At 59.3% G+C, this 15,196-nt stretch carries 14 protein-coding genes; 2 read left to right on the forward strand and 12 right to left on the reverse strand.

Annotated elements, in window-relative coordinates; all coding sequences use genetic code 11:
• Positions 1-156: 156 nt before the first annotated feature.
• From B9A23_RS19660 to B9A23_RS19680, 5 genes are all read right to left on the reverse strand, one after another.
• A complete protein-coding gene (locus B9A23_RS19660) occupies positions 157-378 on the reverse strand; it encodes a hypothetical protein (protein ID WP_230962401.1) in 222 nt (73 codons plus the stop codon).
• 11 nt (positions 379-389) lie between these two features.
• A complete protein-coding gene (locus B9A23_RS19665) occupies positions 390-1,004 on the reverse strand; it encodes an acyl-homoserine-lactone synthase (protein WP_017499961.1) in 615 nt (204 codons plus the stop codon).
• Positions 1,005-1,096: 92 nt separating this feature from the next.
• The gene (locus tag B9A23_RS19670) at positions 1,097-1,843 is read right to left on the reverse strand and encodes a LuxR family transcriptional regulator (protein WP_017499962.1); all 747 of its coding nucleotides are present in this window, start codon (positions 1,841-1,843) and stop codon (positions 1,097-1,099) included.
• Positions 1,844-1,929: 86 nt separating this feature from the next.
• A complete protein-coding gene (locus tag B9A23_RS19675) occupies positions 1,930-2,256 on the reverse strand; it encodes a helix-turn-helix domain-containing protein (RefSeq protein ID WP_084280982.1) in 327 nt (108 codons plus the stop codon).
• Between the two features lie 487 nt (positions 2,257-2,743).
• Positions 2,744-3,889, reverse strand: coding sequence for a CaiB/BaiF CoA transferase family protein (locus tag B9A23_RS19680; protein ID WP_026108913.1), 1,146 nt, complete (start codon positions 3,887-3,889; stop codon positions 2,744-2,746).
• Between the two features lie 80 nt (positions 3,890-3,969).
• On the opposite strand from B9A23_RS19680, the gene B9A23_RS19685 reads away from it, so the two are divergent.
• Complete coding sequence (locus tag B9A23_RS19685; protein WP_017499965.1) at positions 3,970-4,971, forward strand: LysR family transcriptional regulator; 1,002 nt, start codon at positions 3,970-3,972, stop codon at positions 4,969-4,971.
• A gap of 164 nt (positions 4,972-5,135) precedes the next feature.
• Here the strand turns inward: B9A23_RS19685 and B9A23_RS19690 are convergent, their stop codons facing one another.
• Complete coding sequence (locus tag B9A23_RS19690) at positions 5,136-7,139, reverse strand: TonB-dependent receptor (RefSeq protein ID WP_231735665.1); 2,004 nt, start codon at positions 7,137-7,139, stop codon at positions 5,136-5,138.
• Between the two features lie 107 nt (positions 7,140-7,246).
• Here B9A23_RS19690 and B9A23_RS22450 point away from each other — a divergent pair, with 107 nt between their 5' ends.
• Entirely contained in the window at positions 7,247-7,480 is a 234-nt protein-coding gene (locus B9A23_RS22450) for a hypothetical protein (protein WP_082734761.1), read from the forward strand.
• Here the strand turns inward: B9A23_RS22450 and B9A23_RS19695 are convergent, their stop codons facing one another.
• The 6 genes from B9A23_RS19695 to B9A23_RS19720 all read right to left on the reverse strand — a co-directional run bounded on the left by B9A23_RS19695 (position 7,481) and on the right by B9A23_RS19720 (position 15,123).
• Positions 7,481-8,383, reverse strand: a complete 903-nt coding sequence (locus tag B9A23_RS19695) for an SDR family oxidoreductase (protein ID WP_011415065.1) — start codon at positions 8,381-8,383, stop codon at positions 7,481-7,483.
• Positions 8,384-8,488: 105 nt separating this feature from the next.
• On the reverse strand, positions 8,489-9,634 hold the full coding sequence (locus tag B9A23_RS19700; RefSeq protein WP_017499968.1) for an acyl-CoA dehydrogenase family protein: 1,146 nt from the start codon (positions 9,632-9,634) through the stop codon (positions 8,489-8,491).
• Positions 9,635-9,671: 37 nt separating this feature from the next.
• On the reverse strand, positions 9,672-10,910 hold the full coding sequence (locus B9A23_RS19705; protein WP_011415063.1) for a thiolase family protein: 1,239 nt from the start codon (positions 10,908-10,910) through the stop codon (positions 9,672-9,674).
• Positions 10,911-10,953: 43 nt separating this feature from the next.
• On the reverse strand, positions 10,954-11,748 hold the full coding sequence (locus B9A23_RS19710; RefSeq protein ID WP_011415062.1) for an enoyl-CoA hydratase/isomerase family protein: 795 nt from the start codon (positions 11,746-11,748) through the stop codon (positions 10,954-10,956).
• Between the two features lie 66 nt (positions 11,749-11,814).
• Positions 11,815-13,359 (reverse strand): class I adenylate-forming enzyme family protein, encoded by a 1,545-nt coding sequence (locus tag B9A23_RS19715; RefSeq protein WP_026108915.1) that lies wholly within the window; start codon positions 13,357-13,359, stop codon positions 11,815-11,817.
• A gap of 129 nt (positions 13,360-13,488) precedes the next feature.
• On the reverse strand, positions 13,489-15,123 hold the full coding sequence (locus tag B9A23_RS19720) for a GMC family oxidoreductase (RefSeq protein WP_081096862.1): 1,635 nt from the start codon (positions 15,121-15,123) through the stop codon (positions 13,489-13,491).
• Positions 15,124-15,196 lie beyond the last annotated feature (73 nt).

Consider the following 15,196-nt stretch of genomic DNA (forward strand, 5'->3'; position numbering starts at 1 on the left):
GGCGAGCAGGGTTCTACCTCGATCGTTGGTCAATCGGATTGCCGCCCTCCCATATCGGCGCCCGTAGGGCGGCACCACATAAAAGGGGCAGGAAAACCTGCGAATAGCATCTGCTGGCATCGTACCGGATTTGTTCGCCCTTAGCGTGCAGATACGTCACTTTCGTGTAGTCACCCCGATATGCCGTGAACGCCGCAACAACGCGCCAAAGCGCTTGGTGCGGGCTCCGTAGAATCCGCCTTCGCAAAAGGGCGTGGCGACGAAGCGCGGTGCGAGTTCGGCTTCGAGCGCGGTGATTAGCTCGGTCGGCACGGCGTTATCGACAATGACATAACCGTCGGCGAGCAGCATCGCGGCGAGGCGGGCGGGGTCGTGCATCGCCATTCCCTTCACGCGGCTCTTGCCGCCGCATCGGGAGTGATCGCACCCGGTACATAGATGCCGTTCGACGCCAGCAGCGCAGGCGTACCGGCGCAGATCTCGATGCGGAACGCTCCAAGGAACGCGCCATCGATGCGGCGCGCGGGGCCGAGCGGCGCTGCGCGCCAGCCCATCGCCAAAACCTCCTCGCGAAAAGCAGCGGTCACGACGCCGGTTAGCATGGTGATTCCGCTGCCGAGCGCATGATCGACCATCGCCGAGATGAGCCGGTTGCGGACACGCAGGCGTCCGGGGGCGCCCAATCGTTGCGGCAGGCAAAGTCGCGTAATCTCGCGAACCTGCTCCCCCCGGGGCGCATCGCACTCGCAGAGCGACGCGAAACGATCGGCGAGAAGATGTGCGCCCTCTGTCGATAGCAGCCGCATCGACCCCTGGTGAATGCAGCCATCGTCGGTGGCGATCAGATAGACCGCCTTGTCGCCGTCATAGCTGTCGATTTCATAGCGGCCGCCGACGACCGGAACATCCCAGCCCAGCAGATCGACGAACAGGGTCTTGCGGTCCTCGAACATCGAGGCGGCGCGCGCATCGGTAAGCGAGCACCCTTTGACAATATGGATCATGGCAGTAGCTCCCGTTCAAATTGAACAGTCGCGAAGGGAGCAGAGATGAAGGGCTCAAACAGTCGTCAATATTGAGGATGCGGCGATCCCGCTCAGAACCGCGGGACGATCTCCTCGATGCAGACGATTCCGCAGGCGAGCGCGATCGCCGGGAGCTGCGCGCGGGAATAGATTCCGAAATGTTCGCGCAGGTCACGCATGTAGGTGCGCACTGTCGTCGGGGCGATGTTCATCATGATCCCGATCTCGACGTCGCTCTTGCCCATCGCCGCCAAGCGAAAGCATTCGAGCCGCTTTGGGCTGAGATGGGGTAATTTCAGCGGGCGCGCCGGAAAGCCGTGCAAGCGCCGCGCCTCGGTAAACGCCTCGCTCGCCATCAGCGTCGCGATCCGGCAGATATGCGATGGCGGCAATTGCCCGTCGCGCGTTGCGAACGTACAGCATCCGGGCGGCTCGCCGGCGACGCCAATCGGAACGGTGAGGCCGTTGCGCAGGCCATGACGCGCGGCTTCGCGCACGATGCGCGCCTGTCGCCGCGTGAAGCCGCCCAGCAGTCGCTCCATTTCGTGCCAGCAGAACGCCCGGCTTGTCGAGCGCGCCGCGAGCAAGGCGGGATCGTCGCGGTAATAGCCTTCGGCGACGAAAACGTCGCCCCAGCTCTGGAAATTGTCCATGCGGAAATATCGCCCACCGGGCTGAAAGAAGGCCATGCTCTGGACGATCGCGAGCCATGGGAGGCCGAGCTGGCGTGCGGCGGCCTCGCTGCAACTGAACAGCTCGCGATCACTGTTCGCGCGCCTGGCCTGCTTAATATAGGCATCGAGGTCGCGAAACGGCACCGAGGGGCACTCCTTTCGACGCGCGCGTTGCGGGCGCGTCTATCGGGCGCGTGGTTCCAGCCCACGCGCGTGCAGCCCCCGATGATTTACTTGGTCTTGCTCGGCCGCCCCGTCGGCTTGTGCGGATGGCGCCGGAGCGTCACCGCCGGGCGCGCCAGTATCGCGCCGATTTCCAGTTCGTCGTCCGAAACGATCGAGATCGATATCCGGCCGGACAAGAGATAGACGGCATTAACGCCGAGTGCCTTCGCGAGCCGCTCCATTGCTTTCAGCGTCGGGCTCGACCGGCCATTTTCGATCGCACTCAGATAAGAGCTGCTCGTGCCCGCATCATGGGCGAGCGCTTCTTGCGTGATGCGCATCGCAAGCCGCAATTTCCTGAGATTCGAACTGAAGGACTTCGACGCATCCATAAGGGCGTAAGTTCACGCCCTGCGACCATTACTCCACACTGGATACAGGTTGGAGTTATTATCTATATTATTACGTTTTTACAAATATTTAAATGAGATTCCCGAACAACGCGCACTCAACTCTGATGCGGATTCTCAGGCGCGCCAAAAGACCGCATTCGGACGGTCGAATCGGTCGATGACCGAAGCCCTCACGCCAGGACATTGGCCGTGGACGCCGCAGTGGAAATCCCATCGGCGTCGTCACATCCGGGGCGAGCATTGATTTCAAGCGCCGAGCGAATCACGATGCGAACAACGTCCCGTGGACACGTCCGCAATCGCCGTTCCGGCGTGGCGTACAGGAATCATCGGATAGTTTGACGTGCCTGTGTGTCGTTGTCTCCTTTGATTTGAATGCAGCGCAGCGAAGCGGAGCGTCGCATTGGTTCATAGTTATGAAATCACCGTTCGTGTCGGGCCGCTGGCCGCCCACCATGCCAACCGACTACTCGCAACAGTCGGTTCTGGCGGTAATCCCGCAGCGGTCCGGTTTGCTCCAGCCCCGCCGAATTGTACTCGGATCTTCATGATGCAGCGGGATCGGTCCGGGGATCGGTAGTGACGAGCCCGAAAAACGTGGCGCCGGCATTGCCTGGAGGATATTGTCGATCTCCCGATAGACGCCTCGCGCTGCCATATGAGGATGGCGCGCCGCTTCGTCCGGATCAAGCACGGGGGCAAAGCAGGCATCGCTGCCTTCCAGCAGTGTGCGCCATTCTTCCCGTGTCCGCATGGCGAATATCTCGCTAAAACGCTGCTTGAGCTCGGGCCAGGCATCACGATCATAGCCGTCGTCAAAACTGCTATCGCCGGCCAACCCCAGCTTTTTGCAAAGCAGCGCATAGAACTTGGGCTCGAGTGATCCGACTGAGATGAAATTCCCGTCGGCGCACCGATAGGTCGAGTACCAGTGAGGGCCGTCAAGGATGCTGCAGCCGCGTATGCTGGCAACCTGGCCGGCGGCCTTCAGGCTCAGGAGCAAGTTCATCATGTGAGCGCTCCCATCGACGATCGCGGCGTCAACCACTTGCCCATTCCCGGTATCCCGCGCGTGCATTGCCGCTGCGAGGACGCCGATGGCCAAATAGAGCGCTCCACCCCCAATATCGCCTACCAGGCTTGGCGGCGCCATTGGCGGTTCACCGGGATGCCCAGCATACCAAAGGGCTCCTGACAGCGCGATATAGTTGATGTCATGGCCGGCCGCTTGGGCGAGAGGTCCCTGCTGCCCCCAACCCGTCATGCGACCGAATACAAGGCGGGGGTTACGCGCTAGGCAAACCTCGGGACCAAGGCCGAGCCTCTCCATCACCCCAGGCCGCATGCCTTCGATCAGTACATCGCCCCTTTGGACGAGATCCAGGACATGCGCGACGCCTTCGGGGGACTTCAGATCCAAGGCAATTACACGTTTCCCGCGGTTCACAATGGCGCCGCTGCCAAGATCGATATTTTCGGAGTTAGGGCTTACGCGTTCAATGACGACGACATCGGCGCCAAGGTCGGCCAACAGCATTCCGCAAAACGGCGCCGGGCCGATGCCCGCAATTTCGAGTATTTTGAGGCCTGCAAGCGGACCAGTTTTCGTCATTCAGGCATACCTGCGTCTGAGACCTTGGCGCTTTGATCCAGGCCGTTTCGCCGCTCCAGATTTCGAGACGGGTTGCAGTCGTGCTGGGCGGCAGTGTCGAAAGTAAGATTGGCAAAATGACCTTGATTCGCCTAATTCATTCTCTGGAGCAATTATTCCTGTGGGGCATGTCCATGCTCGATTCTCGCCTCAAGCATGCCGTCGCGGTTGGTCAGCTTCGTTCCTTCTCCAGGGCAGCGGATGCGGTTGGTGTCACGCAGTCGGCGGTGACCAAGAGTGTCGCTGAACTCGAACGGCATCTTGGCTATTCCCTTTTCCATCGGACCTCACGGGGCGCGATGCCGACAGAGGAGGGACGCGAATTTATTGATCGCGCAGCGCGCTTGCTTGCCGACGCAGCTGAACTACTCGGAGATACAGCCCGCCGCGCCGACGCCTATGCGGGCCCGCTTCGAATCGGACTGTTCCCAGGGTCAATCGACTGGTTGCTCACCCAACCTCTGGTTTCTTTGCTGCGGCGCCATCCGGCAGTGCGCGTCGAAGTCGTTTCGGGCAACAGCGAAAGGGGCGTGCGACTCCTGTCGCGCGGCGATATCGATGTCGCCTTTGGACTTGAAGCGGCCTTTGCACGCTGGCCGGAATTCAAGTGCGAGCGGGTCGCCTCGATCGAAATACTGCCTTTTGTGCGGAACAATCATCCCATTCTGGGGATAAACCCGACCAGCAAGGAGCCGCTGGTCCAGTTCGAATTCGTAGTGCCCTCATCTTCCGAACCCTACACATCGATCATTCAGCAGATGTACGAAAAAAGCGGTAAGCGTCCCGCTGACTGGATCCACATGACAGACTATTTTCAATTGGTTCGACGGATCGTTGCCACATCCGATGCTATCGGGATGGTTGCAAAACAGTTCACCGAGAACTCATGGTTTCGCGCCAATTTCGTGGCCTTGGAGGGAATCGGTTTATTCGATCCATTGACGCTTTGTTATGCTGTGCGTAGCCGCTGGCAGGTAAAACCGGCTGGCCGTGCGCTCGTCAGCCTTGTTCGTCAGGCATGGCGCACCGCATCATCGGATTAACGGCAAGGGGGCGGGGTGCGATCGGAAATCCGCTGCATCCGTCGCGATCAGCTAGAGCATTTCGCGCAGAAGTGGGAACCGGCTTTCCGGCAGGAAATGCTCTAGCAAATTGATCTTGGGCATTTTCCGAGTTGGCGGGTGATTCCACTCGCCTCGAAAATGGCCTAGAAGCTAATCGCCACTTCTCCGCCGATGACGCGCCCCCTGTTTAGCGGTGAAAGGCTTGCACCCGTGCCCCCGAAGGCCGCCGGCAAAGGTGTATCGCCGCCAATCGTCACCTCATTCAGGAGGTTTCGGCCATAGATGGAGAAGCGCCAGTGCTTGTTGTCGGTCGCCAATGTGAGGCTCGCATCGAGCATATCGGCGCCCTGAAGGAAGCCGACGTTGTTGTCGGTGAATGCCGCCTTGTCGCGATGCGTGAAGCTGACACGCGCCGTTGCTGTCCCCAATTCGCCAAGCTGCTGATCATAAGTCAGCCCCACGCCATAGGTCCATGGCGACAGCCTTGGCAATTTGAGCGCACGATCCACATCGTTGATGACGCCATCACCGCTGAGGTCGAACTGGACGTTGCGATACTGGCCATTCACGTAGCCGAGCTGACCCGAAATCACGAGGTTGGACAAAAGAAAAAACTGCCCCTCGGCCTCGACGCCTTTGATTGTGGCGTCGGCGGTGTTCCGTATGACCTGGCTGACGCCAAGCGGTCCGGGCAGGTTGATCTCGCGCTGCAGGTCCTTCATGCGATTGTAGAAGGCCGCCAGGTTGATCCGGTGGCGCCCGAATTGCTTCTTGGCGCCGAGTTCGAAACTGTCCTGGGTCTCTTGATTGAATGGCCCCGGCGGCACAGCGGGATCGGTGTTGCGCAAATTATATCCGCCGCTGCGGAACCCGCGCGTGTAAAGGCCATAAATCTGCGTGTCGTCATCCGGCTTCCACTGAAGGCCGATTTTCGGCGTAAACCCTCGCCATTTTGCCGCGTCGGCGAAATTGGTTGCACAGATCAGCGTGTCTAGATTGCAACCATTTGCGCGTAAGGCCGAGACCCGAACGGCTTTGCGTTCCCAACTATACCGCGCGCCGAGATTCAAGGTCAGCGTATCGGTGAAATGCCAGTCGGTCGAAGCAAAAATGCCCCATGTTGTCTGGTCTTGCGTACCCCCACCGGAAACGATCCGAGCACCGCCCAAAAGATTCCGCAGCTCGGCGTAACGAAGATCCTGGGAAAAATAGTATAGACCGGTTGTCAATTCGACGTCACCGAACCTTCCGGCATAACGAAGTTCGTCGCTGAGTTGATCCTGGTCGATTTCGAAAAAGGCATGAAAGAAGGACTGTGGTGTTCCATCGATATCAGCGCCCGCGGAGGATCGGAATTTCCGATAGCCAGCGATGTTGGTGAAGACGCCTTCGCCCAGACCAACATCGATGTTGGTTTCCACGATCGCCTGGTCCCATTTGGCATCATAGAAACCTGGGAAATTGATCGAAAACCTGAAGCTGTCGCGGGGAAACAGCGCGTGACTCTGGACAGGGGCTCCATCGCTTTCGACATCGCCATGCTCATAGCGGAGATCCATTCGGAAGCGGTCGCCACCCTTGAGCGAAAGTGCCGGGCGAATGATAAGGTCATGTGATTTACCGAAGCTGCGATTGTCGAAGCGGTTGCGAAACCAGCCATTGTCGTCGCTGTAGTAGACGGCCAATTTGGCAGCCAAAACGTCATCGACGATAGGTCCGGTAACCGTGCCGCTTACGGTCTTTTTCAGTCCCGTTTCAATGGATAGCTTGGCTTTGGCTCCAAAATCGAAGCTGGGCCGCGTGGTCCGCACAACCACGGCACCGCCGGTAACGTTGCGACCGAAAAGCAAGCCTTGCGGTCCACGCAGAACTTCGATCCCCTCAAGGTCGAAGTTGTCCAGCACGACACCAGCGTTGATGCCGAGGTAAATACCGTCAGTGAAAACGCCTACGGTGGGGTCGATCGATGGGATCGTGCTGTTGATGCCGAGGCCCCGGATAGTGAAATTGGCATAGCCCGGTGCCGTACCCACATCCTCGAGCTGGACGTTGGGAACGTCGTAGCTCAGACTTTGAAGATTCTGGACGAACTTGGCATCCAGCTGCGCTTCACCAAAAGCCGTGACCGCCATCGGTACTTTCTGCACGCTTTCGCCATAGCCCTTTTTGGTGGCGGTAACGACAATGTCCTCAGCCAGCGCTTCCGTGGCGCTCCCGGTTTGGTCGTTCGCCTAGGGCGTTGCTTCCTGGGCAAATGCTGTTCCCGAGCACAACAACGCGGCAGAAGCCAATAGACATCCTCTCATGGCTGATCCTCTCTTCCCAGGAGATATTGTGTAGTTCATGCCGTTTGGCGGCATTTGAGGGCCGTCGTCCAATTCAATTCGCTGCAGAACTATTCCTGCTGCTCATCGATATCTGGCGGCAGCACGACGCCATCGGCAGCCCGACGGCCGCTCAAAAATATCATGGTAATTCATCGGGTTGATTACGCTCTCAGCGCCCGTTCTACCGCCTCAAGGCTGTCATTCAGCCCGAGCGGGTGCTCGGCATCCGTGAAGTCGACAATTCTACCCCAGTGCCGGGCGACATCATCGAGCGTGAACGCCCTGTCCGCTCCGAAGGCGTGCCCAAGCGCGCGCTCCCACCTAAGCTTGGCGATATAGCCGGCTCCAACTTCAAAAAGCCCTTTGGTTTCGCTGCAATTCTCGTGCGCAAGCCAACCGACCAATGGACTGATCGCTTCCGCTCTGAGATTGGCGAGAAACTCTTGTGGAAAGGCAGTCGCGGTCATACGCGATGCGGCGATTGGGGCGATCGTATTAACCTGGATGTTTCTGGACCGCCCCTCCTCCGCCAGCGCGTTCGCAAGCCCCAATATTCCGAGCTTGGCTGCGGCATAGTTGGCCTGACCGAAGTTGCCGTAGATTGCGGCTGCAGACGTGGTCATGACGATGCGGCCATAGCCCTTGTCGCGCAGTATCGGCCATGCTGCCTGCGTCACTGCCCGCGTCCCATTCAGATGGACCCGCTGAAGCAGTGTCCAGTCTTCGTCGGTCATTTTGTGGAAGCTCACATCGCGCAGGATGCCGGCATTGTTGATGACGACGTCAACGGTTCCGAAGTTGTCAACCGCGGCTTGGATGATCAGCGCGCCCTCCTCGACCGACGCATAATTTGCCACCGCCTGACCGCCCGTGGCTCGAATTTCGTCGACCACATTGTCAGCGGCTGTGGAGCAGCTGCCGCTCCCTTTCTCGTCGCCACCCAGATCATTCACCACCACCTTGGCTCCGCGCCCGCCAAACATCAGCGCGTACTGGCGCCCAAGTCCGCCTCCGGCTCCGGTCACAACCACTACCCTGCCATCGAAACGAAGCTCTTCGTCCATCGCTTGTCTGCCTCTTTTACCTGAGCGACGCATCTGCGCATTTGATCCTGTGCGAGTCAGGCACGCGGCTCCATTTCCGTCGACGCTGTCGTTTTCGTCTGAGCCTTACCGAAAGGCTTGAATGCCGGTCAGGGCGCGCGAAACAACAAGCTTTTGAATCTCCGTCGTGCCATCGGGGATGGGGCAAATGATCGCCTCACGCACCAGCCGCTCAACGATGAATTCGCGGGTGACGCCGTTGCCGCCATGGATCTGAAGCGCATCGCGCGTCGCTTCGATCGCCATTTCGGTGGCGTACCACTTGGCCATCGAGCATTCCGTCTCTGCGCGCGTGCCCGCCTGGACGAGGGATATTGCCCGGTGCGTCAACAGACGGGCTGCGTCGATCTTGGTCGCCATGATGGCGATCTTGTCGGCGATCAGCTGATGGCCGGCGATCTTCTTGCCATGCTGCGCGCGATCGCGAGCGTACGCGATCGCCTCATCCATTGCTCGCCGTGCGATGCCGATACTCCACATCGCCATATGGCAGCGGGCAATCTCGAACACTTGCAACGTATTGCGCAATCCATCGCCGACCCGGCCGATCGTGTTTGCCACCGGTACGCGGCAATCGGACAGGAATATCTGTGCAGTCGATTGGCCGTTGAGCGCCATCTTCTGGATATCGCGCACCTCATACTCACTCTCGTCACGATCGACCAGGATGTGAGTGACTTCATTTTCGCCAGTCTTGCACGTACAGATGAAGATGTCCGAGTAGGCTCCGTTGGTGATCCAGGTCTTTTCGCCATTGATGACCCAGAAATCGCCGTCTCGTACGGCGCGTGTCTTGATGGCGGCGACGTCCGAGCCGACATCGGGCTCCGAGATGCCGAGCGAAACGAACTTCTCGGCCGCGACGAGGTCGGCAAGATAGCGTTGCTTGATCGTCTCCGGGGCGAAGCGGCGGATGAGTTCTGCGCCAACCGCGTTGATGAAGCCGGGTATGGCCACATCGAGCGAGGAATAGGCGATCTCCTCGAAAATGAGCAGATGAGTGAGCCATCCCATATCAAGCCCGCCCCATTGCTCCTGATGCGGTGCGGTAATATGGCCATAGCCGGTCAGTGCTTGAGTCCATTCCTTCATGAGCGGTTTGGGGATGAATCGCTCCCCATGCCGGCGGATTTCCGGCTCAAGCTTGTTGTCGAGAAAGCGGCGGACGGTTTCCACCGCCATGCGTTGTTCATCGGACAGCTCAAAGTTCATATCGTGACCCCGTGTTTCCCTAGGCGCGCTCTGACAACTACCGGCCCAGGATCGTGACGGCGACCACCGCCTCTTCCACCCCGATGACACCTCCGCCGTTCTGCGCGATCGCGAACCGGGCATTCGGAACCTGTCGATCTTCCGCCTCGCCGCGCAATTGCAGCGCAAGCTCGTAGATTTGGCCGAGCCCGGTGGCGCCGATCGGATGTCCCTTGCATTCAAGCCCGCCCGACGTGTTTACCGGAATACGCCCACCCAGCGCCGTCTCACCGCGCTCTGCCGCGAGTCCGCCCTCGCCAGGCGGCGTCAGGCCGAGCGCCTCGATTTCAATGATCTCGCCAACCGCCGTGGCGTCATGCACCTCCGCGACGCCAATATCTTCTGGCCCCACGCCGGCCATCGCATAGGCCCGGTTCGCCGCAAGGCGGCTGACATGGTGGTCATAATCAAAGGGATCGCGCGCGGCGCCGGTTTGCAGCACAGACGCCAGGATTCTTAGCGCCCTGTCCGGGGCTGCCGACAGTTTGCGCCGACCGGCTTCGCTGCAGATGATCGCAGCGGCGGCGCCGTCGCTGATCGGGGAGCACATCGGCAGTGTGAACGGGTAAACGATCGGAGGCGCAGCGAGTACACTTTCGACGGTATATGGGAGGCGATACTGGGCAAGCAGATTGCGCGTCGAATGCATGTGATTTTTCGCCGAGACGGCCGCGATTTGCGCTTGCGTCGAGCCGTAGGTCTTCATGTGCGCGCGTGCCATCGCGGCGTATACATCCATGAAAACGCTGTAAGGCTGACTCGATGTCGTTCCTTCCGGAACATCGACGCCATTGCCCATGGCCAGCAGCTGCGCGCGGCCCGACTCGGTTTCATGCACGTCCCAAGCGCCATCGAATGCACTGAACATGAGCGCCTTGTCGGGCGAGTACATCTTCTCCGCGCCGAGCGCGAGTACGACATCCGCTGCCCCCGATCGAACATAGGCGGCGGCCATGTGCAAGGCCGTGGAAGCCGTCGCACATGCGTTTTCGACATTCACCACGGGAACGCTTGAGATGCCCATCGCTCGCGCCACGATTTCGCCGCGGATCATGTCCTGGCCCTCCATATGCCCCTGGACGCAATTGCCGAAGAAGATGGCTTCGACATCGCCGGCGGTGCATCCTGCGTCGGAAAAGGCCTGCGACGAAGCTTCGGCGCAGAGCATTTTCAGGCTCTTGTCGAACTGTTTTCCGAACGGGGTCATCCCAACCCCCATGACGAATATGTCGGTCATTCGTTGATCCATTCTTCCAATGTGTTCCGCATCCGATCAGGTCTCACCGGTCGGAAAAATCGGGCTTCCGCTTCTCCCGGAATGCCGCCAGTCCTTCGACAATGTCGTTGGACAAGGCGTAAGCAGCCATGGTTTCGAGTTCCTGACGCAGCCCGACTTCGAGCGAGCTATCCTGCGCAGCGCGGACTAGCTGCTTCATGTAGGCGAGCCCTGGCCGGCTCTTTTCTGCAAGAGATTCTACCAGCGCTTGCGCTGCCGCAATGAGATCCTCGGGAGCAACCAGTTGGGTCACGAGTCCGGCTTCCTTCATCTCGGCAGCCGAGATGGTCCCGCCGGTCATCATCAGATGTTTCGCACGCGCTTCGCCGATCTTCCTAGGGAGTCGAACCGACCCTCCACCGCCGGGCAACAGGCCGTAATTTGCATGGGCGTCGCCAAATCTGGCCGGGTGCGCGGCAATGACGAGATCACAGCACAACACCAGTTCCAAGCCGCCGGCGAGCGTAAGGCCGTTGACCGCCGCAATTATCGGAAGGCGCGACGTCTCGATCCTGTTAAAAGCCTGACCGAGCGGCGGCAGAAACAGATTTAAGCGTTCGGCGAGAGTTTGTCCGCCTGTTCCATCGCCAATTGCGAGCAGATCCGCGCCAGCGCAAAACGCCCGTCCGGCGCCGGTAAGAATGCAAGCGCGCACCGTCGCATCTGCTTCCGCTGCCTCGATCGCTGCGGCGAGTTCCTCGGCCAAAGCCAACGACAGACTGTTCAACGCTGCCGGCCGGTTGAGGGTCACCCAAAGCGCTGGGCCGCGTTGCTCAACCAGGATGTATTCATAGTCCATTGCAGTCTCCCGCGCGCCGGCAGGCGGTCACCGGAATAGAGGATGTGGCTAGGATGGCTGCGTCGGTCATGCCCCCGAAATGCGCCGGTCCTGGCCCGCCCAATAGGGCTCTCGAAGCTTTGAACGAAGCACCTTTCCGACATTGCTCAACGGCAGTGGCTCGGCGGTAAAAACGACCTTGCTTGGCTTTTTTGCGGAGCCCAGACGCTGGCGCACCAAATCTATTATCTCGGTCTCCGTGATTTGTGCTCCGGGCTTGACACGCACCATTGCAAGCGGCGTTTCACCCCATTTTTCATGGGGCACGCCAAAGACCGCGACCTCGAGTACACCGGGATGGTCGGCAATTACGTTTTCGATTTCGGTGGGATAGATATTGAAGCCGCCTGACACGATCATGTCGTTGTTGCGATCGAGCAGATACAAAAATCCGTTTGTGTCGATCATGCCGACATCGCCGGTTTTGACCCAGCCATCTTCCATGCGCCGGGCGGTTTCCTCCGGATCGTTCCAGAATTCCTCCATCTGGCCATTTTCGAACCGTGCGACGATCTCGCCGGGCTCGTTTGGTCCCAGCACCTTTCCGTCCTCGTTACGGATTTCGATATCGGCGCCACTCATGGGACGTCCGACCGCCCGAATTGGGGCAGAACCTTCAAATTCGCCGAACCACTCGTTGGGCCCCATAGACGCGATGGGCAGGATTTCGGTCTGTCCATAGCCCGAATGAAGAACATGATTCCCGAATATCTGGCACGACTTGCGAAGCGTCGGCTCGGAGATCGGCGCTGAAGCACTCAGCAGAAACTTCAAATTCGGAAAGTGGCGGCCATATGCCCCGTCGTGATGCACTATGGCATTGAGCATGGTGGGGGCTACAAAGGCATGGCTGATCCGTTCCTGCTCGAGAGTGTCAAGAAAGGACGCTGGATCGAAGCCGTCCATCATCACGTTGCGGGCGCCGCAATACCAGGCCGGCACGAACAGGAAGCCCGATGCATGGGACAACGGGCCGACATGCAGAATGGCATCCCCTGGGGCCACTTGGGGGCCGATGCTGAAAAATGCGGCGGAGATCGTCATCCATGAACGGTGCCGATAGGCAACGCCCTTGGGTTTGCCCGTCGTGCCGCCGGTGTGGCGGATGACACAATAGTCCTCCGGCGCGACGACGGGATCAGGATCCCGGTCCGAGGCTGTCGCCAACCAATTCTCATAGTTGTGATCGCGGATAATGATCCGCTCAAGCGTCGGAGCTTGGGCATCCAGCCCCGCCAACTCCGAAGCCAATGCCTCATCGACCAGCGCCAACCGAGATCCGGTACTCGCGATCATATGGGCGTGCGCTTCACATCGGTTGCGCGCATAGAGAGGAACACGCGTATAGTTTCCAATGGCAGCCGCCAGTATGATGTCGGCGGCCTCGATGGAGTTCTTCTCCAGCGTAGCAATCCGGTCACCCGGTTGAAGGCCGCACTCCGCAAGAGCATTTGCGAGCTTCACGCCGCGCAACCAGGCTTCCGAGAAAGTCAACCGCCTGTGGCCGTGAACGAGAGCCTCTTGCTGGGCGAAATAACGTGCGGCGCGACGTATTTGCGTACGGACGTCCATCAGCCGCGCTCCTCTAAGGCGCTCGCCCACAATGGCGCAGTCGACACATAATAAACTGACATGCGATAGGCCTCTCCGGACTTCTTTTCGTAAGCATCTGTGTCTGCAGCATTGATCCAATCGTCCAATTCAATATTCTGCGATGCTATTCTTGCTGCTCATATTATCGTGCCGGATCATGTCGGCGGCTTTCTCGCCGATCATGATGCAGGTTGCATTGGTGTTGCCGTTGACGACTGATGGCATGATCGAGGCATCGGCCACGCGGATATTTGCGAGGCCGTGAACGCGCAGGCGGTTGTCGACCACCGCCATCTCGTCGGTGCCCATCTTGCATGTTCCCACCGGATGATAAGCATGATTGGCTTCTGCCCGGATATAGGCGTCGATCTCTTCATCAGTTTCAAGGTAGCGGTCAGGATAGAGAGGCCGTTTCATCATCGCCTTCATGCGATCCGAATGCAGGATCTCCTGCACGACACGGAAGGCATTGCGCAACGTCTTGAGGTCGTCGGGATGACTCAAGAGATTGAGGTCCATCTTGGGATCGGATTCGGGGTTTGAGTCATGTAAGGCAACCCAGCCGCGGCTCTTTGGGCGCCCAATATTGAGAATGATCGTATAGCCCCATTTCGTCATCAGCTTGTAGTCGCGCGCATGGTCGCGATAGGCGAGCGGCACGACATGGACCTGGCAGTCCGCCCGGTTCTGCCCCGGCGCGGATCGCAAGAAACCGCCTGCAGCCGTGGGCGGCGATGCCAGCCAGCTTTTCCTTTGCGTGAGATACTGGAATAGGTCTCGCACGGTCTTGAGCGCGCCAACGACATTGAGTGCGATCCCGAGCCGCTTCTTCGACTGGAAGCTCAGCATCAGGTCAGGATGGTCGTGAAGATTCTGGCCGACACCGGGAATATCATGAATCACTTCGATTCCATGCTTCTCCAACTCATCACGCGGTCCGATACCGGAAAGCATCAACAGTTGGGGCGAATTATAGGCGCCGGCGCTGACAATGACTTCCTTTTCGCACGGGATCGTCTTCAACTGCCCGTCCTGGGAATACTCGACTGCCACCGCGCGGTTGCCCTCAAACCTGATACGATGGACGCGGGCATGTACTTCGACGCGGAGGTTGCCGCGCCTGCCCATCACCGGATCAAGGTAACACGCCTTCACGCTGGCGCGCTTCCCGTCCTTCACGGTAAACTGATAGATGCCGACACCTTCCTGGCTGGCACCATTGAAGTCCGGATTGGCTTGATGGTCCAGTCCAGTCGCCGCCTCGATGAAAGCATCATAGACATCGAATTCGCGCTTGCCGTTGGATACGTGAAGCGGTCCCGACGAGCCGTGAAACTCATCCTCACCGCGCTCATTATTCTCAGCCTTGCGGAAATAGGACAGGACATCGTTGTAACCCCAGCCGTCGTTGCCGAGTTCGGCCCAGTGGTCGAAATCCGACCGGTCGCCGCGGATATAGACCATCCCGTTCATACCGCTCGATCCACCCAGCATCTTCCCGCGCGGATTGTAGAGGCGGCGGTCGTTGAGCGCCTTTGAAGGGTCGGTGTTGAACCGCCAGTTGAGCGTATTGATCCGATAGTCTTGGATCAGCGCCGCAAAAGCGCCGGGCGTGGACACAAGCGGCGAGGTGCCTGGGCCGCCTGCCTCGAGCAGGCAAACGGTGACATCGGGGTCCTCGGACAACCGGCTGGCGATAACGCCGCCCGACGACCCACCTCCAATAATTACATAGTCAGCCATTTGCTTCCCTTGTCATTCGACCCATGCTGGCGACCCGGCGTCATGCAACATGCCAGCATCAACCGCCGCAGCC

This window comes from Novosphingobium sp. B1 (assembly GCF_900176395.1).
GTDB lineage: Bacteria > Pseudomonadota > Alphaproteobacteria > Sphingomonadales > Sphingomonadaceae > Novosphingobium.

Bases quoted from the DNA above. Each gene is read 5' to 3' on its own strand.
- B9A23_RS19715 (WP_026108915.1), bottom strand. From the start codon at position 13,359: ATGGACGTCCGTACGCAAATACGTCGCGCCGCACGTTATTTCGCCCAG.
- B9A23_RS19665 (WP_017499961.1), bottom strand. From the start codon at position 1,004: ATGATCCATATTGTCAAAGGGTGCTCGCTTACCGATGCGCGCGCCGCC.
- B9A23_RS22450 (WP_082734761.1), top strand. From the start codon at position 7,247: ATGCTGTTCCCGAGCACAACAACGCGGCAGAAGCCAATAGACATCCTC.
- B9A23_RS19705 (WP_011415063.1), bottom strand. From the start codon at position 10,910: ATGACCGACATATTCGTCATGGGGGTTGGGATGACCCCGTTCGGAAAA.
- B9A23_RS19680 (WP_026108913.1), bottom strand. From the start codon at position 3,889: ATGACGAAAACTGGTCCGCTTGCAGGCCTCAAAATACTCGAAATTGCG.
- B9A23_RS19695 (WP_011415065.1), bottom strand. From the start codon at position 8,383: ATGGACGAAGAGCTTCGTTTCGATGGCAGGGTAGTGGTTGTGACCGGA.
- B9A23_RS19710 (WP_011415062.1), bottom strand. From the start codon at position 11,748: ATGGACTATGAATACATCCTGGTTGAGCAACGCGGCCCAGCGCTTTGG.
- B9A23_RS19700 (WP_017499968.1), bottom strand. From the start codon at position 9,634: ATGAACTTTGAGCTGTCCGATGAACAACGCATGGCGGTGGAAACCGTC.
- B9A23_RS19720 (WP_081096862.1), bottom strand. From the start codon at position 15,123: ATGGCTGACTATGTAATTATTGGAGGTGGGTCGTCGGGCGGCGTTATC.
- B9A23_RS19675 (WP_084280982.1), bottom strand. From the start codon at position 2,256: ATGGATGCGTCGAAGTCCTTCAGTTCGAATCTCAGGAAATTGCGGCTT.
- B9A23_RS19660 (WP_230962401.1), bottom strand. From the start codon at position 378: ATGCACGACCCCGCCCGCCTCGCCGCGATGCTGCTCGCCGACGGTTAT.